This is a genomic window from Lentzea chajnantorensis (assembly GCF_054300775.1).
Window position 1 is genome coordinate 6527081 of sequence record NZ_JBSDZT010000002.1, and the last position, 19471, is coordinate 6546551.

At 70.5% G+C, this 19471-nt stretch carries 2 protein-coding genes (1 of these 2 only partly in view); both read right to left on the reverse strand.

Annotation, left to right across the window (positions count from 1 at the left end; translation table 11 throughout):
- Positions 1–18051 (reverse strand): hypothetical protein, encoded by an 18051-nt coding sequence (locus ACVDFE_RS31370; RefSeq protein WP_458433029.1) that lies wholly within the window; start codon positions 18049–18051, stop codon positions 1–3.
- Positions 17942–19471, reverse strand: the end of a protein-coding gene (locus tag ACVDFE_RS31375; RefSeq protein ID WP_458433030.1) for a hypothetical protein. The gene runs 13554 nt beyond the window's last position; the window shows 1530 of its 15084 coding nt (coding positions 13555–15084); its start codon lies off the right edge, out of view; its stop codon occupies positions 17942–17944. The genes ACVDFE_RS31370 and ACVDFE_RS31375 overlap by 110 nt, the downstream gene beginning before the upstream one ends.

Below are 19471 nucleotides of genomic sequence, written 5' to 3' on the forward strand. Positions count from 1 at the left end.
TCACTGGTCCTGCGGTTCTTCCTTGATCTTCGGGAACTTGTAGCCCTCGCTGTAGTCGACCAGCACGATGCCGAAGGGGTTCTCCTCGGCGTTGATGACGTTGTCGAGCAGGAGCATGGCGCTGCCTCCGACTTTGATGACGCCCGTGGGGTCGTTCTTGTCCGGGATCGAGACTTCGACGCTGACGAACACGGCGTTGACGCGCTTGCGGTCGATCTTCCCGTCGGGGGTGAGGACGGAGTTCGCGAAAGCGGTCGAGTTGCTGGCTCCTTCAGCGCTGATGAGGCGGGGGTTGTCGCGTGTTCCACCCTCCATCAGGTAGGACGGGTAGGCCGGGTGCTGTTCCCTCCACCGGTCTTCCTGCTCCAGTTGTCCTTGAGCGTCCAGGGTGTTGTCGAACATGCCGCCGAGGTAGAGGTCCACGAATCGTCCGCGGGTGAGCAACGGCTGCTGTTCAGCCTGGACGCTGCCCGGCGTGTTGGCGAGCAGGAGCTGGTACTGACCGACGAGAACCTTCTCCCGAGGCCCGACGTGGCGGGGCGCCACACGGCTGACGTAGACGGAGCTGTTCGCGTGCTGGGGCCGCAGGGGCGCGATGGTGACGGTGTCCGGCGTCGGGTTGACCGCAGTGGCCACGACGTGGCGCACGCGTTCGGTCAGGTTGTACTCGAGCTCCTTCCACATCGCGCGGAGCTGCTGTGGTCTCATACGGGGCAGGCGGGAGTCGCGGGAGTCGTTGGCGATGCCCTCGATCTCGCCCTTGCCCCGCTTGCCCTCGACGACGCGGACGGTGATCTCGTCGGCACGAGCGCGGATGTCGGGATGGATGTTGCCATCGGGCCCGGCGAACAGCTCCGCGACCTCGAAGAGCGGGTTGTTCAGGGAGCGCCAGTAGAACTGGTCGTCCATTCCCATGATCGGCTGCAGGCCGTGGGTGATCGCGCGTGAGGCGTACACGTCCTGCAACTCCGCGTCCTTTTCGGCCGCGAAGGTCTGTTCTCGCCGTCCCTGGTCCATCCAGCTCCCTCCCTCGACCTCAGGCTGGGCGTCGTGGGAGATGTTGTAGAGGTGCGCGACCTCGTGCGCGGCGATCAGACCACCGGACAGCTCCGCGACCCGCGCGGGCGTGAACCCGGACGGGTGCTCCAGCATGGCCAGCACCCACTGCCCCACCACCCCGCGGGTGACGGGGTCGACCGGGGCACCACCGGAGTTCCTCGTCAGGTCCAGGGCGGGGTGCACGTTGGCTTGGACGTGCTCCAACGCCTCCAGCAGCGTGGCCAGGCCGTGTGCGGGCGGCACCAGGGTGACGATCCGGTCGCGCACCTCGTCCGGCAGATCAGCACGCACCGGTGCGGCGGGTGCTGCGGGTGCGGTGGGTGCGACCTCGGACGGGGTCTCGTGCGAGAGGGTGTGGACGTGCTCGGCCAGTGCTTCGGTGACCAGGCCGCCGGAGAGTTCCGCGACCTGCGCGGGCGTGAACCCGGACCGGTGCTTCAGCATGGTCGACGCCCATTGGCCGACCAGTTCCCTGGTGGTGGGGTCGGTGGGGATGCCGCTGGAGTCCCTCGTCAGGTCCAGGGCGGGGTGCGCGTTGGCTTTGACGTCCTTCAGCGCGTCGAGCAACGTCCCCAACCCGTACGCGGGCGGCACGAAAGCGATCACCCGCTCACGCACCACGGCCGGCATGTCCGTGCCCATCGGCACAGCGGACTCCACAGGGCCGGCCGTGACATCGGCCGGGGTGTCGTCAGGGACGTCGTGCACGCGTTCGTCCTGCCGCACAACGATCAGGCCGCCGGACAGTTCCGCGATCTGCGCGGGCGTGAACCCGGACCGGTGCTTCAGCATGGTCGACGCCCACCGGTCCACCAGCTCACGGGTGGCGGGATCGGTCAGGACACCGCTGGGGTCCTTCTCCAACCCCAGGGCGGGGAACACCTTGGCTTTGACGTCCTTCAGCGCATCGAGCAACGTGCCCAACCCGTACGCGGGCGGCACGAACCCGATCAGCTGTTCACGCACCGCGGCCGGCATCTCCACGAGCTCGGTCGCTCGATAGTTGTCGTCACCGTCGAAAACGACGTAATGGGTGGGGACGTCTTCGCCAAAAGCGCTGTGGGTCGACAGCCGGCCGTCCTCGCGGATCGCCCTGAGGTTGCGGCCCAGCACCTCCATCACCAGCTGCGGAGCCAAGAAGGCGCTCTGCCTGTTCGAACGTCCCGGCGTGCGCAGACCGGTCTCGACCTCATCCGCCGGGAGCCCGAGCTCGTCCCGGCTCCGCCCGCCCCGCTCGGGCAGCTTCATGCGGCGGTAGGTGTCCGCCGTGGCGTTGCGCAGACCCGTCACGGACGGTTCCTGGCCGAGGCGCCCGAGCCGATCCGACAGCACGGCCCCGGGCACGGACCTGAGCACGGCTTCGTAGAAGGAGTCCGGACCGGTTGTGACGTCGACGATGCGCAGCCCGAGCCCCGCGGCGGCGACGGACTGCTCGGCGTTCTCGACCCGGGCTTCACCGGGGGCTTGCTGACGCGGGGCTTGCTGACGTGAGGGCTGGGTTTCCGGCGCCGGCCGGTTCCCGTCGTGCGAGCCGCTCTCCACCGCAGGGGGTGGTTCCGCGTGCGATGGGGCGGGGCCGGACGGTTCCGGCGGAGTGTGAACGGCGGAGGTCCCATCGTCGATCACGGTCACACGCGGCAGGTCCGGTGCGTGGACCGAGCCACCCTGGACGACGTCGAGCGGGGCGGTCGCGCGGTAGTGATCGGCACGGACGTGAACGACGTAATAGGTGGGGAGGATGCGACCGAGGGCGAGGGTGGTCGCCAACCGGCCGTTCTTGCGGATCGTCTTGACGTCGACGCCCAGCACTTCGGCGATCAACCGCGGGACCAGGTCGTGACCCGGAACGGGCGAACGCTCCAGGACGAGCAGTCCTTCCTCCACCTCGCCCGCCGGGAGCCAGATGCGGCGGTAGGCGTCCGCCATGGCGTGGCGCAGACCCAGCGCCGTCGCTTCCCTGCCGAGTTGCGTGAGCCGGCGCGACCACACGTCCTCGGGCACGGACCTGAGCACGGCTTCGTAGAAGGAGTCCGGGCCGGGAGCGACCTCGACAACGCCCAACCCGAACCCAGCGGCGGCGACGGACTGCTGGACCCTGTGGATCAGATCCGCCAACCGCGCTTTCCTGGTGTCCACACCCGACACGCGAAGAGCCAGGACGATCACCTTGTCGGTGTCGTCGGGGTACTCGGCGAGGTGCACGCGGATCAACTCCCCGATCCGCTCATCATCGAGGTTCTTGACGGGTACCGACGCTGCGACGACCTCGTAGACCAGGGCACGCAGCCGATCGGGGTCGACCTCGGAAACCTGACCGCTGACAGCGTTCACGATTTCCCGGACCGCGCTACCGGGATGGCCGCCGTAGTACTCCTTGATCAGATCCTTGATCTGGTCGTCGGTCCGCACGCCGTGATCCCGGCTTCCCGCGTTCTCCTGAGCGGGTGCCGGGGCGTCCGGCGCCGACCGGCTCCCGCTGCCCGTCGCCTCGTCGTTCCGCGGGGCGGCTTCGAGCCGGATGGTGGCTCGGTAGTGGCCGCTACCGTCGCGAACGACGTAGAAGGTCGGGAGCTCGTCGTTGATCAGGACGTCCTCGGCCGCCAGCCGGCCACGTTTGAGGGTCATCGTCTTGACGTTGACGCCCAGCACCGCGGGCATCAACGTCGAGACCCAATGGCTGTTCCGCACGTCCCGAGGCCCCGGGTTGCGCACGCCTTGCTCCACCTCGTCCGCCGGGAGCCCCAGCTCGTTCAGGCTTCGTGACTCCAGGTGGGGCAACGGCATGTTCCGGTAGGCGTCCGCCGTGGCCTGGCGCAAACCCAGCGCCGTCGCTTCCCTGCCGAGTTGCCCGAGCCGGCGCGACCACACGTCCTCGGGTACGGACCTGAGCACCGCTTCGTAGAAGGCGTGCGGGCCGGTGGTGACCTCGACGACGTCCAGCCCGAGCTCAGCGGCGGCGATGGACTGCTGGACCAGGCGGAGCAGGCGGAGCAGCTCCTCGTTGTCGAGGGAGACGCCTTGCTTGCGAACAGCTGCGGCAGTCGAGACCTGGTCGGCACCGGGATGCTGCTCGAGGTGCTTGCGGATCAAACCCAGGACGTGGGTTCGAGTGAACTTGTTGCGATGCCGGACCGGGGTTCCCATGACGTCGCGGAGCAGGGCGGCCACTCGGGCGTGGGAAGCTGCGACACCCTGAGCGAGGACAGCGTCCACGGCGTTCGTGACGCTGACCTTGGGGTGGGCCTCGTGGTAGTCCTTGAGCACGTCCTTGATCTGGCTCGGACTCCACGCACTGCCATCCTGCTCACCGGTGAGCTGGAAGAGCAGGAGTCGCAACTTCCCTTCGGAACCGGTGGCGTGCGGACCAACGGCCTTGAAGATCGCCGCGAAGTCGTCTCCGGGATGCTCGGCGAGATGCCTGCGGACCAGTTCCCCGTCCCGCGCGTCATCCGAGTTCTCCTGAGCGGGAGCCTGGGTTCCCGACACCGGCCGGTTCTCGTCGTGCGAGCTGCCCCGGACACCGGCGGATGATTCCGCAGCGGTCACGAGCGGTCCCGGTCCGCCGATCGGCGCCTGGGCCGAGGGATCCGGGACTGTCGCCTGGTAGCTGACGCCACTGTCGTGAACGATGTAGTGGGTGTCCCGGTCGTCGGAGAAGGCGTCGCTGGTCGACAGCTTGCCTTCTCTGCGGATGGTCTTGAGGTTGATGTTCAGCACGTCGACCATCAACAGTGGAGCCAGGTCGTCGATGCGCGCGTCCCAGCGCCCTGGAGTGCGCAGGTCGATCTCGAGCTGATCCACCTCCAGCGCATCCGGGTGCTGCTCGTCCAGCTCGCTCGACCTCAGGCGGCGGTAGGCATCCGCCGTGGCGTGACGCAAACCCCGCACGGACGCTTCCCGGCGGACTTGCCAGAACCGGGTCCACCACACGTCCTCGGGCACGGACGCGAGAACGGCTTCGAAGAAGGCGTCGTTGCCGGACGCGACGCGGACGATGCGCAGCCCGAGCGCAGCGGCAACGGCAGACCGCCTGACCTCCCAGGTCAGATCCGAAAGCCGCGATGCCTGAACGGCGACACCGTGCGCACGAGCAGCAAGCTTGATCATCGTGTTGGTGTCTTGGGGGTACTCGTCGAGATGCCTGCGGATGAAGTCCTTGATCTGGTCGTCACGGAACTGTCGGCGCCGGACCGAACTCGCCATGACCTCGTAGATCAGAGCGCGCAGGTGGTTGCCGTTGGGCACACCACCACGTCGGGCAACGGCATCCGCGACGGCGTGGACACCGCTGCCGGGATCACCGTCGCGATACTCCTTGATCCAAGCCTTGATCTGGTCGTCACTCGGCGGTTCCGCAGCCACCGGTGCAGCGGATGGGGCAGGCACGGCGGACGTCACAGGCACGGCGGGTGTCACAGGCGCGGTGCCGCCGGAAGCACGGTGGATGCGCTCGGCCACGTCCGCGGTGACCAGGCCGCCGGAAAGTTCCGCTACCTCCGCGAGTGTGAACGCACGCCGACTCCCCAACATGGCCACCACCCACCGGCCGACCAGTTCCTGGGTGGCGGGGTCGGCCGGGACACCGCCGGCGTTCCTCGTCAGGTCGAGAGCGGGGTACTCGTGGGTTTGGACGTGCTCCAGGGCATCGAGCAGCGTGTTCCAGCCGCGGTCAGGCGGCACGAAAGCGATCACGCGTTCACGCACGGCGGTCGGCAGGTCCTTGTGCTCGGTCGCCTGGTACCTGTCGTCATCGCGATGGACGACGTAATAGGTGGGAAGTTCGTCATCGAAACCGACATGGGTCGACACCCAGCCGCTCTTGCGGATCGTCTTGAGGTTGACGCCCAGCACGTCGGCCACCAACTGCGGAGCCCAGTAGCCGCTGTGCGCGTTCTGATGCTCCGAAGTGCGCAGACCCTCCTCGACCCTGTCCGCCTCCAGCTCATCCGGGCGTTGCTCGCCGGGCTCGTGCGACCTCTGGCGCCGGTAGGCATCGGCCGTGGCCTGACGCAACGCCGCCACAGGTCCTTCCTGCCCGAACCGGTCGAGCTCAGCGGACCACACGCCCCTGGGCACGGACCTGAGCACGGCTTCGTAGAAGGAGTCCCGGCCGGCCGCGACGTCGACGATCCGCAGCCCGAGCCCGTCGACTGCGATGGACAGCCTGGTGTCGTCGATCAGCCTCGTCAACCACGTGCTTCCGAGGAGGACACCCTGCTCACGAACAGCCCGAGCAGTCGACTCGGTGTCGTCGAGGGGGTTCTCGACGAGGTGCTGGTGGATCACACGCTCAGCGGCGCGCTGCTCCTCGACCGTTCCCGGCTCATCCGACCCGTGCCTGGCGAAGTGCGTCAGACGCTGCAACCGTTCGTTCCTGACCTCGCCGACCAGCCTGTGCAGGTGGTCGTCGGAACCGGTGGCGCCCCATCCGCGAACCGTGGTGACAACAGCAGCGTCGCCGTCGTCGGGATGCCGGGCAACGTGCTCGCGGATCAGGTCCACGTCCCGCTCGTCAGCCGACTTCTCCTGAGCGGGTGCCCGGGTTGCCGGTGCCGGCTGGGTCTCGTCGTGCGAGCGGTCCTCGGTACCCGCTGTCGCAAGGGGTTCCGCGCGCGACGGCCCCGGTTCGCCGACCGGTGCGTGGATCAAGGCGTCCTGGGCGGCGTCGAGCGGGGCGGTCGCCCGGTAGTGGTTGATGCCGTCGTGAACGACGTAATAGGTGCGGAGGCCGGGGTCGATGTCGACGCCGTTCGTCGACAGCCCGCCGTCGTTCGTGATCGTCTTGAGGTTGATCTTCAGCACTCCGGGCACCAACTGCGGAGCGAAGTCACCGCTTTCGCTTGCCCAGTGTCCCCGAGTGCGCAGCCCGATCTCGATCGCGTCCGCCGGCAGGCCCAGGTCGTCCGGGCTCTGCCAACCCAGCTCCAGCCTCCTCAGGCCGCGGTAGGCGTCCGCCGTGGCCTGACGCAAACCCAGCACCGTCGCTTGCCTGCCGAGTTGCGTGAGCCGGTCCGACCACACGTACTGGGGCACGGACCTGAGCACCGCTTCGTAGAAGCAGTCCCCGTCGCGTTCGACGTCGACGACTCGCAGCCCCAGCCGAGCAGCGGCCGCAGCGGACTGCGCGGAAGGGCCGTGCTCCTCCGATGACGGAGCTCCCAGTCCCCCTTCCACTGCACCCGCCGCGATGCCGTGCTCCCCGGTCGCCCTCGGCGTGGTCCGCTCGTCCCGAACAGCTTTGATCAGCTTCATCATCTTGTTGGTGCCGCCGGTGCCGCCACGCTGACGAACAGCCTTGGCGATCGCCCTGACGTTGTCGCGGGGATGGTCGGCGATGTGCTCACGGATCAAGTCCTTGACCTGCTCCTCCTCCGACCCGTCCTGGAGTCCCGTGACCTGGCTGACCAGGAGCCGCAACCTGTCCTCGGTGCCGACGGCGCCCCGCGCTGTGACAGCCTCGACGATCGCCTTGGCGTTGTCGCGGGGATGGTCGGCGATGTGCTCACGGATCAAACCGGTGTTCCGCTCATCAACGACCTGGCGAACCAGGTCCCCCAACCGCTTGTCGCCGCCACTGGCGCCCCGCGAACGAACAGCCTTGACAGTCGTCCAGACACCCGCATCAGGCGTCTCGGCGAAATACTCGCGGATCAACTCGATGGCCTGACTGTCATTCGACTTGTTACGGGCCTCGGCCTGGGTTCCCCTGGCTTCGTGAACCAACGATGACAAATACTCGTCGGCGCCAGTGGCGCCCTGCCTTCGAACAGCCTCGATGATGCCTTTGACGCGCTCGCCAGGATTTTTGTCAAGATGTTTCCGGATCAATTCACTGATTTGATCTTCGCTCAACTGACCATAGGGCCGGGCCTGGGTCCCCCTGACCAGATGAATCAGATTCCGCAACTTCCCGTCGCCGCCGATGGCGCCTCGCAGACGAATGGCGTCCCTGACCTCCACGACGCCGGCATCGGGATTCTCGGCAAGATGCTCCCGAATCAAACTTTCGATTTCCTCTTCACTCGAGCCACCAGAAGACTGGGGCTCGGTTCCCCTCGCCTTGTGAACCAGGTGCCGCAGCAGCTCATCGCCGCCGGTGGCGCCCCGCTGACGTACAGCCTCGACAAGCAGCATGATGCCGGCATCAGGATTCTCAGCGAGGTGCTCCCGAGCCGCAGCGATGACCTGCTCGTCGCTCAACCCCCTGTGGGGACGGGACAGCGTTCCCTGCGACGGCGGATTCTTGCCGTGCGAGCTGTCCTCGGCGCCCGGCAGCACCGGCGCTGGTTCCGTGAGCGACGAGGCGGGGCCGGACCGCACCGGCAGCTCCCGGTCGGCGAACTCGTTCGCACGTAGCCGGTCCGCGTCGCTGACCTGTGCGCGGGCCGAGTCGTCCTGGTCGGCATCGAGCCCGGCGGTCGCCCGGCGGTGCCCGGTATCCGGCCCGGCGACCGATGACCTCGTCCGCTTGTGCTGCGGAGACTGCACACCGGCATCAGACGCCGGGCGCTTCGACCCGGTCGTCCCTTGCCTGACAACGCCCATCAGACGCTGCAAGCGTTCTTCCCGGACCTCGCCGATCAGCTCGCGCAGCCGGTCGTCGGACCCGGTGGCGCCCCATGCGCGAACCATCGCGAGAATCGCACCGTCGTCGTCATCGGGACGAATGGCGATGCGTTCACGGATGAGTTCGAGGTCCCGCTCGTCGTCCGGCCTCTCCTGGGCGGGGACGTCCGATGCGGTTGCCTGGTAGTGCTTGACACCGTCGTGGACCACGTAATACGTGTCGAGGCTGTCGTCGATGGCGACGCCGTTGGTCGACAGCCGGCCGTCGTGGGTGATCGTCTTGAGGTTGATCTTCAACACCCCGGGCACCAACTGCGCAGCGACGGCAACGCTCTCGCCGTCCCACTGTCCTGAAGTGCGCAGACCGTCCTCGACCGCATCCGCCGGGAGCCTCATGCCCTCCAGGCTCCGTCCGCCCAGCTCGGGCAGCTTCACGCGGCGGTAGGCGTCCGCCGTGGCCTGGCGCAACCCCGCCACGGACGCTTCCACGCCGAGCTCGTCGAGCCGGTCCGACCACACCGACTCAGGCACGGACGCGAGCACGGCAGCGTAGAAGTGGTCGCCGTCGGGTGCGACATCGACGACGCGCAACCCCAGTGCGGCGGCAGTGGCAGCGGGGCTGTTCTCCTCCAGGGACAGGCCCACCAGCTCGTTCGCCACCGCGCCGGCGACCGATGGTTTGCTCCGCTTGTGCTGTGAGGTCACCGCACCTTCGACGGAAGCCGCCGGGCGCTTCGACCCGGCACCCTGCTCCCCGGCCGTTCCCGACTCTTGCCGCGCTCTCCTGAAGTCCTGGACAGCTCTTCCCTCGGCCAGGTGGAAGAGGTCCCGCCACTTCTTCCTCCCGCCGGTCATGCCCGTGTCGCGCGCCGCGTTGATGGTGTCCTTCATGTTCTTGCCCAGGAGGATCTGCCTCCGCATGAACTCGATCTTTTCCTCGTCTTCCCCGACCTGATAAGGCCGGGCATCGGTGTCCGTGACCTTGTGGTACAGGTTCAGGAACCGCTTGTTCCCGACGTGGACGCCCTCCGCGCGAAGTGCATCACGAACCCCTTCGATGGTGCTATGACCGGGGAGGTGCTTCCGGATCAGCTCCTCGATCTGCGGGTCCTCCCAGGTCCGTTCCGGCCTGGGGATGTCAACCGTGGTCTTGTTGTAGAGCTCCGTGAACCGCGCGCGGCTGCGCCTGGCACCCTGCAGGCGCACAGCGTCGATGGTTTGCCCCTTCCCTTCATGAGGATGCGCGGCGCGTCGCAGCCGGATCAGGTTTTCGACTTCCTCGTCGCTGAGCCTCCTGGGAGCGGAGTCCTGTTCGTTCGACGAGGAGGCACCGGGTCGTACCGGGAGGTCCTGATCGCCGGGCGCTCCACCGCGGGGCCCGCGCGGGCTCGTAAGTCCCAGGTCCTTCGCCAGTGTGCGCACCAAATCGTCCGGGCTCAGGGCCGGAACCGCCGACACCCCCTGGTCCGTGGTGTAGAGGTGGTGGGCAACCACCTCCACGGCGAGCTCGTGCTTGTTCCGCTGCTCCACCTGCTGCGCACTGGGCTCTCCCAGGGACATGGGCGGCACCGAGTGGCGTTCCACGATCCTGCGTGCCTGGTCGTGGAACGCGCTCAACGCGTGGGCGGGCATCTTCTGCCACCACACCGGAGCCGGCTGCCGCGGATCCGTCCACTCCGGCCGCTGCTCAGGCCCAGCCGGAACGGTCCGCGGTGAACCGCTGCGGGCAGCGTCCAGGTCGTCAAGGCCAGCGAAGGACGGGGTGTCCGACTCCGTCCCGATCGGTTCGCCCGAGACCTCGACGACCGCCTCCTCCGGCGGAACCGCTGAGTCGGCACGCGTGGACACACCGTCGCGGACGGTGGCCGTCGAGTCGACCTCCGGCTTCGGCTCCGGGTCCACAGTGGAGGGAGTGTCGCCGGCCGGGTCGGTGTCCGCAGCGGGTGCGGCGGGTGCGGCGTCATCGGCGGGTGCGTCGAGCGGCCGGGGTGGCGGAGTGGAGCCGTCCTCGTGCGAGACGGGCGGCGCGTCGTCCGGAACTGGCGGCACGTCCTCCGAAACCGGCGGCACCTCAACCGGAACCGGTGGGGCGTCGTCCGACATCGGCGACACATCACCTGACACCGGTGTTGCGTCGTCCGACAACGGCGACACATCACCCGACACCGGTGTTGCGTCGTCCGACAACGACGACACATCACCCGACACCGGCGACAGATCCGTCGACGACAACGACGACACGTCGTCCGGTACCGGCAGCACGTCCTCCGACGACAGCGACGACACGTCGTCCGAAACGGACGGCACCTCCTCCGACACCGGCGGCAACTCCACCGACAACGGCGGCAACTCCACGGGAGCCGGCCGCATCTCCTCCGGGCTCGGCGGCACATCATCACGGACGGGCGGTGCGTCGTCCGCAGGGAGCACGGCCCGCAGCTCGACCCGGACGTCCCCGGCCTCGGCGACGTGCCTCATCTCCACCTGGACGGGCGGGCGCGGCGCCGATCCCGCACCACGCCGGGCGGAGCGCGTGATCTCCGCCATCACCGCCGACACCGCGGCGGCCGGTGCCGGACCGGTGAGGTCGCCGTGGGCGACGATCTCCAGACCGGTGGCGGAGAGCTCGCCCGCCCGTCCGAGGACCCGGCCGACGCGGACCCGGTCGGCGGGGGTCAGCCGGGGCGCTGCCGGGGACAGGCGGATCTCCGCGGTGGGGTTCGGGCTGGGACGCGGTGCGGGCACCCGTGCACCGGACTCGTCCACGGCAACGGGCGTCTCCATCGTGTCGTCGAGGAGGTCCCGCAGCTCGGCCGGTGTGTCGCGGGGGCCGAGGTCGAGCGGCGGCAACAGGTGCTCGTCAGCGGGTTCGGTGAGCGTGCCGACCTGAGCCTCGTGCGCGTGCAGGGCGTCCCACCAGGCGTCGAGCGCGTCGGCGTGGGCGTTCTCCGCCCGCGCCAACGCTTCCGCCGAACCCTCGACGTCGCGTTGAGCGGCGTCGAGGGCTCCCGCGAGGGCGGACGCTGCGGCCACGAGCGTCGCGTCGGCCGCCGCGAGGGTGCGGGCGGTGTCGGCGAGCTCGGCGGGGATGCGGTCCTGGTGGTCGTCGTCGACGAGCACGACCGCGTCGCGGACCCCGAAGTCCACCACGGCGACGCGGTCGCGGTGCCCCGTGCGGCCCTGGGTCCTGGCGACGAACCGCACCTCGATGTCGTTGAGCCACAGCCCCGCCAGGCCCGTAGAGCTCGACGCGGGAACGGACTCGCCGTCGTGGTGGTGCTCGGCCTCGGCCTCGCCTTCGGAGCCGGTGCCGCCCACCACCCGCAGCGGCACCGCGAACGCCGCGCCGCCGCCGAGGGTCTTCTGCTCGCCGAACTTCTCGTGGCCCGGCGGCTGTGTGCCGCCCGGACCGAGCAGGGGGCCGGCGGCCATGCCGAACTCGGCGGCCGACTCCTCCGCCACGGTCTCGGTGCCGGAGCTGTTGCCCTGCGTCGAGACGGTGGTGCGCGCCGAGACGCCGGTCAGCGTCGGGGTGCCGGTCCTGCGCGCGTGCAGTTCGAGTGACCGGCCGCCGCCGAGCGGGATCTCCAGGGGCGTCCCGGTGGTGGCGTGCAACGGGAGCAACGCCTTGAAGCGCGGCCCGGTGAGGGTGGTGCGCAGGGCGCTGCGGACGTCCGCGGGGACCTCGCGGAGTCCCGTTCCCTCGCGGTGGGCGAGCTCGGCCGCGGCGACCAGGTCACCGACGTCGAACCTGAGGTGCCCGGCCCAGCCGCGGCCCAGGCCGGTGTCGCCGCGCCAGCGCGTGAGCGCGTCCGGTTCCGCTTCCTCCTCCGGCTGCACGACGGGGGCCACGACCGCGGCGGGGCGTGCGGGGACCGTGTCCTCCGGCAGGTGCAGGATCGAGACGTCGTGCGCGGCACCGGCCTCCGCCACCCGCCGGCCGTGCCGTTCGATCGCGACGGTGAACTCGACGGGAACGTGGAACCTGGCGAACGTGCCGGACGTCTCGGCGCTGCTCTCACGCACGACCTTGTGCGTCTTCTTGGTCGTCTTCTTCTTGCGTCCCAGCAGGACGTCGCCGATGACGCCGCCGCCCATCATCGCGTACGGGTTGCTGCGCGAGACGTTCTCGTCCGGCGCCGGGCCGCCGGCCTGGAGTGCGGGCAGCACCACCGGCTCCAGCCGCAGCAACGTCCTGGTGAAGGTGCGGACCCGGGAACCGAGCGTCGTCGTGCCCCTGGTCTGCTTGACGCCGCCGTGTTCGAGGCCGGCGAACACCGGCCGGTCCAGCAGCTCGTTGGTCATGACGACGTCGTAGGTCTCACCGGTGGTCCGGTCCTCCAGGCGCAACGGCTGGGGAACGCCGCCGCGCGCGGAGTCCTCCAGCGTGGTCTGCGCGTCGGAGAGCCACGAGCTGATGGCCGCGTAGTTGTCGTGGCCCGTGCTCAACGGTGAGAGCGGGATGAGGCGGCGGGCGCGCTTGGGGCCGAGCGAGCGTTCGAGGTCGCGGCGCAGCTCGGGCAGCACGGACCGCAGGTCCACCACGCCGTCCACCACGCCCAGGCCCACCGACAGCGGTTCGCCGGGACGCAGGAACGCGGGAGGTGCGACGACCCGGTCCCCTGCCGTCTCCCCGGTCTCGTCGTCCACTGCGGCGGCCGGGTCGTCCGCGAACGCGTCGGCGACGGCGGAGGGAGCGGCCGGTGCCGTGCCGGCCAGCGTGGTCACCGCGAGCGCCGCGAGCGCGGACGTGGCGGGATCGCTCCTCGTGGCCAGGTCGCGGACGCGGGCGTCCTCTTCGGCCTGCTTCGTGCGGATGGCGTCCAGCTGCGCGGTGGTCACCCAGGCCGTGACGGCACGCGGGAGGTCGAACTGCTCGTTGGCCGTCGCCGGTGCCGCGGGCCGCAGCACGCCCCAGGCGTTGCGCCAGCGGCGCGACCGCACCTCCGCGACGACCGTGGTCCGCACACCGAACCGCACGAGGTGCAGGCGCTCGGGCTGCCGCGCGGTGGAGGTGCCGGTCGCGACGTCCGTGGCGACGTCCTCGGTGCTGGACTTCTCCAGCACCATCGGGTCGCCCTCGATCACCAGCAGCGCACCGGGTTTGACGGTCGCGCCCTCCTTGCCGTCGGTCGTGACGTCCTTGTAGAAGGCGAACGCCGTCAGGTCGGCCGCGGCGGTCACCGCCGCGGTGAACTCCTTGCCGGCACCGACACCCGTCTCGACCGCGGCGGACGTCACCGCCTGCCGCCAGCCCTCGCCCAGCACCTCGACGTCGCGGGGCTGGAAGGAGACCTCGGCCGCCGCGAACCGCTTGACCCGGCGCCGCGCCCACTGCAGTCCGCGGACACCGGTGGTGCGGCTGAAGACGCGCTGGTCGGCCATGACCGAGTCGGGCGACAGCACGGTGTCGACCAGCACGCTGTTGTCCGACTCGGCGAACGAGAAGGCAGGGTCTCCCGAAGCGCGGGTGAGGGCGTCCTTCACGGCGGCGCGCACGTGCGCCAACCCCTCGAAGCTCAGCACCCTGATGCCGTCGAGGTCACGGGAGAGACCGCGGCGCAACGGGTCGGCGGACACCGGGGCGTCCGGTTCCGGTCGCAACCGGACGTGCGGCTGGTCCTGGCGTCCGGCGGTGCGCTCCACGACGACCGGGTCGGGCCGCATGCGCGACACGTGCGCCTCGGGAACCCACACGTCGGCTTCGACGCGGAACGTCGTCTCCTCCGAGGTGGCGCCCGATTCCGGGTCGACCAGGGTGACCGGCTCCGTCCGCGGCACGTGCAGGCCGGGCCGGCCGATGCTCAGGCCGCGCACCATCGCGTTGTGGCGCTTGTAGGTCTGGCCGCTGAGCGTCCAGTCGACCGTGGCGGTGAAGCGGTGCTTCGGCTCGGCGACGACGGCACCGGTGTCGTCGAGCGCGCCGCCCTCGCGCCGTTCCTCGCCCCGCTTCGCGGTGACGCCGGAGAGCCCGGACCTGGTCCAGGCGAAGGCGCTGTAGAGCGACGCAACGACGACGACGGCGCGTTCGGTGATCGTGGCGGTGACGCGGCCCGCCGCGCCGATGCCGGTCGACTTGGTGCGGGACTTGGTGTGCTGGGTCGCCTGCGTGTCGGAGGTGGTGACCACGGCGGGGTCGGCGGCGGTGCGCACCTCCCCGGTGTCGCGCAGGTCCGACATCGACGCCTTGAGCGTGAACGACACGTGGTAGTCGTGGCCCCAGCCGTGCTTGGGCTGCACCGGGATGCGCAGACCGTCCGCGGACAGCGCCCGGTCCGCGAGCAGACCGAGCTCGCGGTCGGTGAGCAGGCGCCGCAGGGCGTCCCTGCGGCCCAGCGCCTCCTGGAGCTTGCGGCCGATCGTCCTGCCCGCGGAGGGGTCGTCGAACTGGGACAGGAACCGGTCGCTGCTGAGGTACCACCGCTTGTGGCCGGGAACGGTGCGAATGGAGTTCTCGATCAGGCCGAGGACCTGGGACGCGACCTGCGACACCTCCAGCGACGCTCCCGCGAGGGCCCGGCCGGACTCCAGCGCCTCGGGCCCGTAGAGGCGGCGCGGCGGCACGGCGTCCGTCTCCGGTGCGACTTCGGCCGTGACCTCACGCCACTCCACCGCGCGCACATCGCCGGCGAAGGTCATCGCGGGCTTGCCCGGCACCCGCACCTGGAGGTCGAAGACGCGTTCGACCTGCTGCGCGCGCCCACGCCGGGTGCTCGTGTGCTTGACCTCGCCGGAACGGCTGATGGACTGCTTGTGCGCGCTTTCCACCCCGCCCATGACCACCGGACCGGCGACCAGGCCTGCGACGCCGAGGTCGAACCCGGGGCCGGCCATCATCTTCGAGTTGGCGCCGTGGCTGGCGGTGCCCGAGTCGGAGACCTCCGCACCGATCGACTCGACGTCGGTGAACGTGACGTCGTCGAGCGTGCGGAGCACCACCGGTTCCTCGCGCTCGACCAGGCGCATCTCGACGGCGCTCGGCGTGTGCAGCCACGCGACGAACGGGTGCTTGCCGGTGAACAGCATCTCGGACCGGACCCAGCCGTGCCCGCGTTCGGCCTGCTCGGCGGTCACGGCCATGTCCTGGTAGCGCTTCTTGAACGTGCTGTCGTCGAGGAACTCCCTCAGGTTGCTGCGTCCGGGACGGCCCGGCTTCACCAGCGAGCCCGGCAGCGCGGAGACGACCTTGTCGAACAGCCGGTGCTCGCCGTCCGCGTCCGGCGGCAGCGGCCTGCCCCGGTAGCTGCCCGGCGCGTTCCGTCCGATGTGGACCGACTCGACGAAGGCCGGGCCGTCCGCGAGAACGCCTCCCGGCTCCCCGCCCGGCACGTCGGGCACCGAGAGGTCGGCGACGACGTCACCGACCTCGACGGGGTCGCCGACGACCCGGCCGCGGGCGTCGCGCAGGGTCAGCTCGATCCACACCGGCACCGACACGTCCCGCGTCGGGAACGCCACGGCCACCTGCCGGCCGCCGCTCGCCGTCGCACTGGCACCCACCGCGACCGAGTTGCTGGCGTCGGTGGAGGCCCCGACGGTGCCGACCGCGGTGAACCCCGGGGTGGCGGGGATGAGGACCAGCGCCAGCGCGGAGTTGGCCTGGGCCGCGCTCGACGCCGCCGAGAGCGTCGCGCTGCCGGTGGGACCGTCGAGCCCGACCGACCGCGACGCCGTTCCGCTCTCCGTCGCGCCGTCCCAGAGGTAGCGCGTCCTGGCGTGCAGCTCGTAGTGCTTGCCGCCGATCTCGACGTCCTCCGACCGCCCGTCGCCGAGGAACCCGCCGACACCGGTCTTCAACGCCGTCACGAAGTGCTCGACACCCTTGCGCTCGCCTTCGGGCAGCAGCGCGTCGATCGCGGCGTCCACCGCCGCGCCGCCCGCGATCTCACCGCGCTGGGTGACGAGCCCCGAGGACCGGTCGCCGGGGAGGTCGAGGCCACCGGCGGTTGAGGACTCCTCCGCGGAGGGTGCGCCGTCCTCGACCGCAGCACCGTCTGCTTCGGACCTCACCAGGGTGACGAGCGGGATGTCCTCGACCGCGGGGTCCGGCAGGAGGGAGGCCGCGTCCTCCCGCGCACCGCTCAGGTCCGGCTCGGCCTCGCGACCGTGCACCGCGTCGGCCACCACGTCGCCGGTGAAGGGTTTCGGCGGCATCGGCACGAAGGACGTCGCGGGCAGGGCATCGTCGTCCTCGGAACCTTCGGCGACGCGCAGCGCGGCCTCCAGGCGGTCCGTGCCGGTACCGGACGGCTCGTTCGCGAGGGTGAACTCGACCCACTCGACGGGACCGTTCTCCCCCACCGCCACCAGGTCACCGGCCGAGTCGAACCGCACGTCCCCCGTGGTGGCGAGCACCGGCGCGCCGATCCGGTTCGCCAGGTGCTGCGCGAGCTCGGTGCCTCCCGAGGTCAGCAGGACGACGCGACCGGCGGGCGTCCCACCCTGCCAGTCGACGCTCTGCCGCTCACCGATCCCGCGTTCCTCGGCAGCGGCCGCGAAGTCCGCGACCGACCGGGTCTGACCGTTCCACAGCCGCACGTGCCGGCCGTCCGGTGTCAGGCTCACGGACAGCAGCAGGTCGTCGCGGCGGCGGGGCAGCCGGTCCAGCAGGGCGAGCACCTGGCGCAGCTCGGTTTCGGGTGCGGGGAAGACGATCGCGTCCTTCCTGCCGACCTCCTGCGAACGCAGCGTGGCGTCGACCTCGGGGCTGAAGTGCCAGGGGCCGCTCATCGCCGCGCGCTTGACCAGCTCCTGCTGCGCCACCGGGCTCAGCGGCAGGAGCTCCGCGAAGGACAGCAGGCGGTCCAGCCAGAACTCGCGGTCCTCCACCCGGCCGCCCGGCGCGAGCAGGAGCGGTTCGCGCATCATCGCGGCGATCCGGTCGTGCGTGCTCGCGTCCGTCGCCGCCCGGTACATCGCAGCGCTGATCTCCGACTGGACCTGCCACGTCGCCGGGTCGAGGCTGCCCGTCCAGAAGCGGAACTCGACGCGGCGCAGCGCCTCGTCGGGCTCCCCGAGGTGTTCGAAGTTGACGGCCTCGTTCCTGTTCGCGTTCAACGACCACACGACGCGCTGGTCGTGGCTCTCCGCCCGCATGCCGTCCGCGTACTCGTCGACGGAGTGCGGTGGCACCGGGTTCGGCCCCAGCAGGTCGATCCTGCGGTCCTGGCCGTCCGCCTCGACGCGGTTCCCCAGCCAGAACAGGACCTCCTCGTTGGCCTTGGCCAGCTGGGCAAGGCGCACCGCCTGCTCCGCGGTGAGACCGCCGGGGAGGCTGACGTTGACGTGGCCGCCCATCGCGCTCGCGTCGGGCGTGTCACCGTCCGCGTCGGTCTGCCGCCGCACGGTGCTGAGCACGGTGCGAAGGCCCTCCCACGCTTCCCTGCCACCGTGCAACACCGGTGACACGCAGCTCGGCACCGTCATCGTCCGAGTGCTCCGCCACCAACCGGTAAAGCCCATCGGACGCGGAAGGGGCCTCGTCGTAGAAGCGGACGCCGTCGTCCCACCTCAGGAAGCCCTGCTCCTCCAGGCGGCGACCGATCTTCTCCGGCACACCGGTCTCGAACTCGACCTCCAGCCCGAACCTGGCCTCCGGAGACGCGGTCAGGCCGCCCGGGATGCCGGCGGGGTGGAAGCCGAGGGGGTTGCCGCCCCGCTCGACGACGGCTCGTGCGCGGTCGTAGATGCCGGTGATGTGGCGCAGCCGCACGGCTCGGGCACGGGTGAGCAGGGCGTCGAGGGCGTCCAGCCGGTCCTGCAACGCATCGGCCGCCGTCGGGGGGAACGTCTCCGCCGGCCGGGCCGCGACCTGCCGCCAGTGCACGGCCCGGTCGCGCAGCTCGGCGCCGAACGCGCCGGGCAACGCGGTCAGGTGCCGGTCCAGCTGGGTGAGTCCGTCGGAGATCGACCGGAGCAGCTCGGGCACCGACCTGTTCCTGGGCAGCGGTGCGTCCGCGGTCCGCGCGGCCGGGTCCACCAGCGGCGAGGTCCGGTCGGGCCGCACGGGGTTCCAGCCCTCGACGGGCCCGAGCTGGCTGACCATCGTCCGCTCGATCATCCAGGCGTGCCGCGGCTTGAGCACCGGCAGTCCATCGTGGACAGCCGGTCCCATCGGGCCGTCGTCTGCCACGACGCGGCTGCGCGAGTCGTCGGCGAGGAACACCCGGTGCGGGTCGACGTGCTCGTCCACCAGCCCGACGAAGTGCAGGACCTCGTGGGCGAGCGCCTCGCGGTCGTCGGAACGCCACCGCGTCTGGCGGCTGGCGTCGTCGTCACCACGCGGCCGGATGTCGACGTCGGAGTGCGCGAGCTCGTGCGGCCCCGCGAACTCGACCCGGACGTGCAGCTGGTCGCCGCCGGGAAGCCGGTACCCCGCGTTCGCGATGGTGTCGAGGCCGCGCTGGACGTCGGCCTCCACCTCCAGCCGGAGGTCCGGGGCGATGTCGCCGACCGGCCGCAACCGGACGGTGAGCTCGCGGACGTGCCGGTCCCCCACCTCGATCCGGCGCACGTCGTACCGCACGCGCTGGACGTACCCCGCCGGTCCGCTGCGGGAGAGCCAGCCGCGGGCCGGGTCGAACAGCTCCGTGTCGACGGTGCGGACCCCGGCACCCGCACGCAGGTGCTCCCAGTCCGACGGCCGCAGTGGCGCGTCCTGGGGGTCGAACCACGGCGCCTGCTCGGCACGGGAATGCCGCCAGCGCTCGTCCTCGACCACCGGACGCGGGCGGGCGGGTTCGACCTGATGCGCGAGGTCGACCGGTGACGCGGTCTGTTCCGATCGCGTCGCCACCTCGTGGTGGGACGGGTTCTCGTCCACCGCCGGACCGCGCCGGACGGGCTG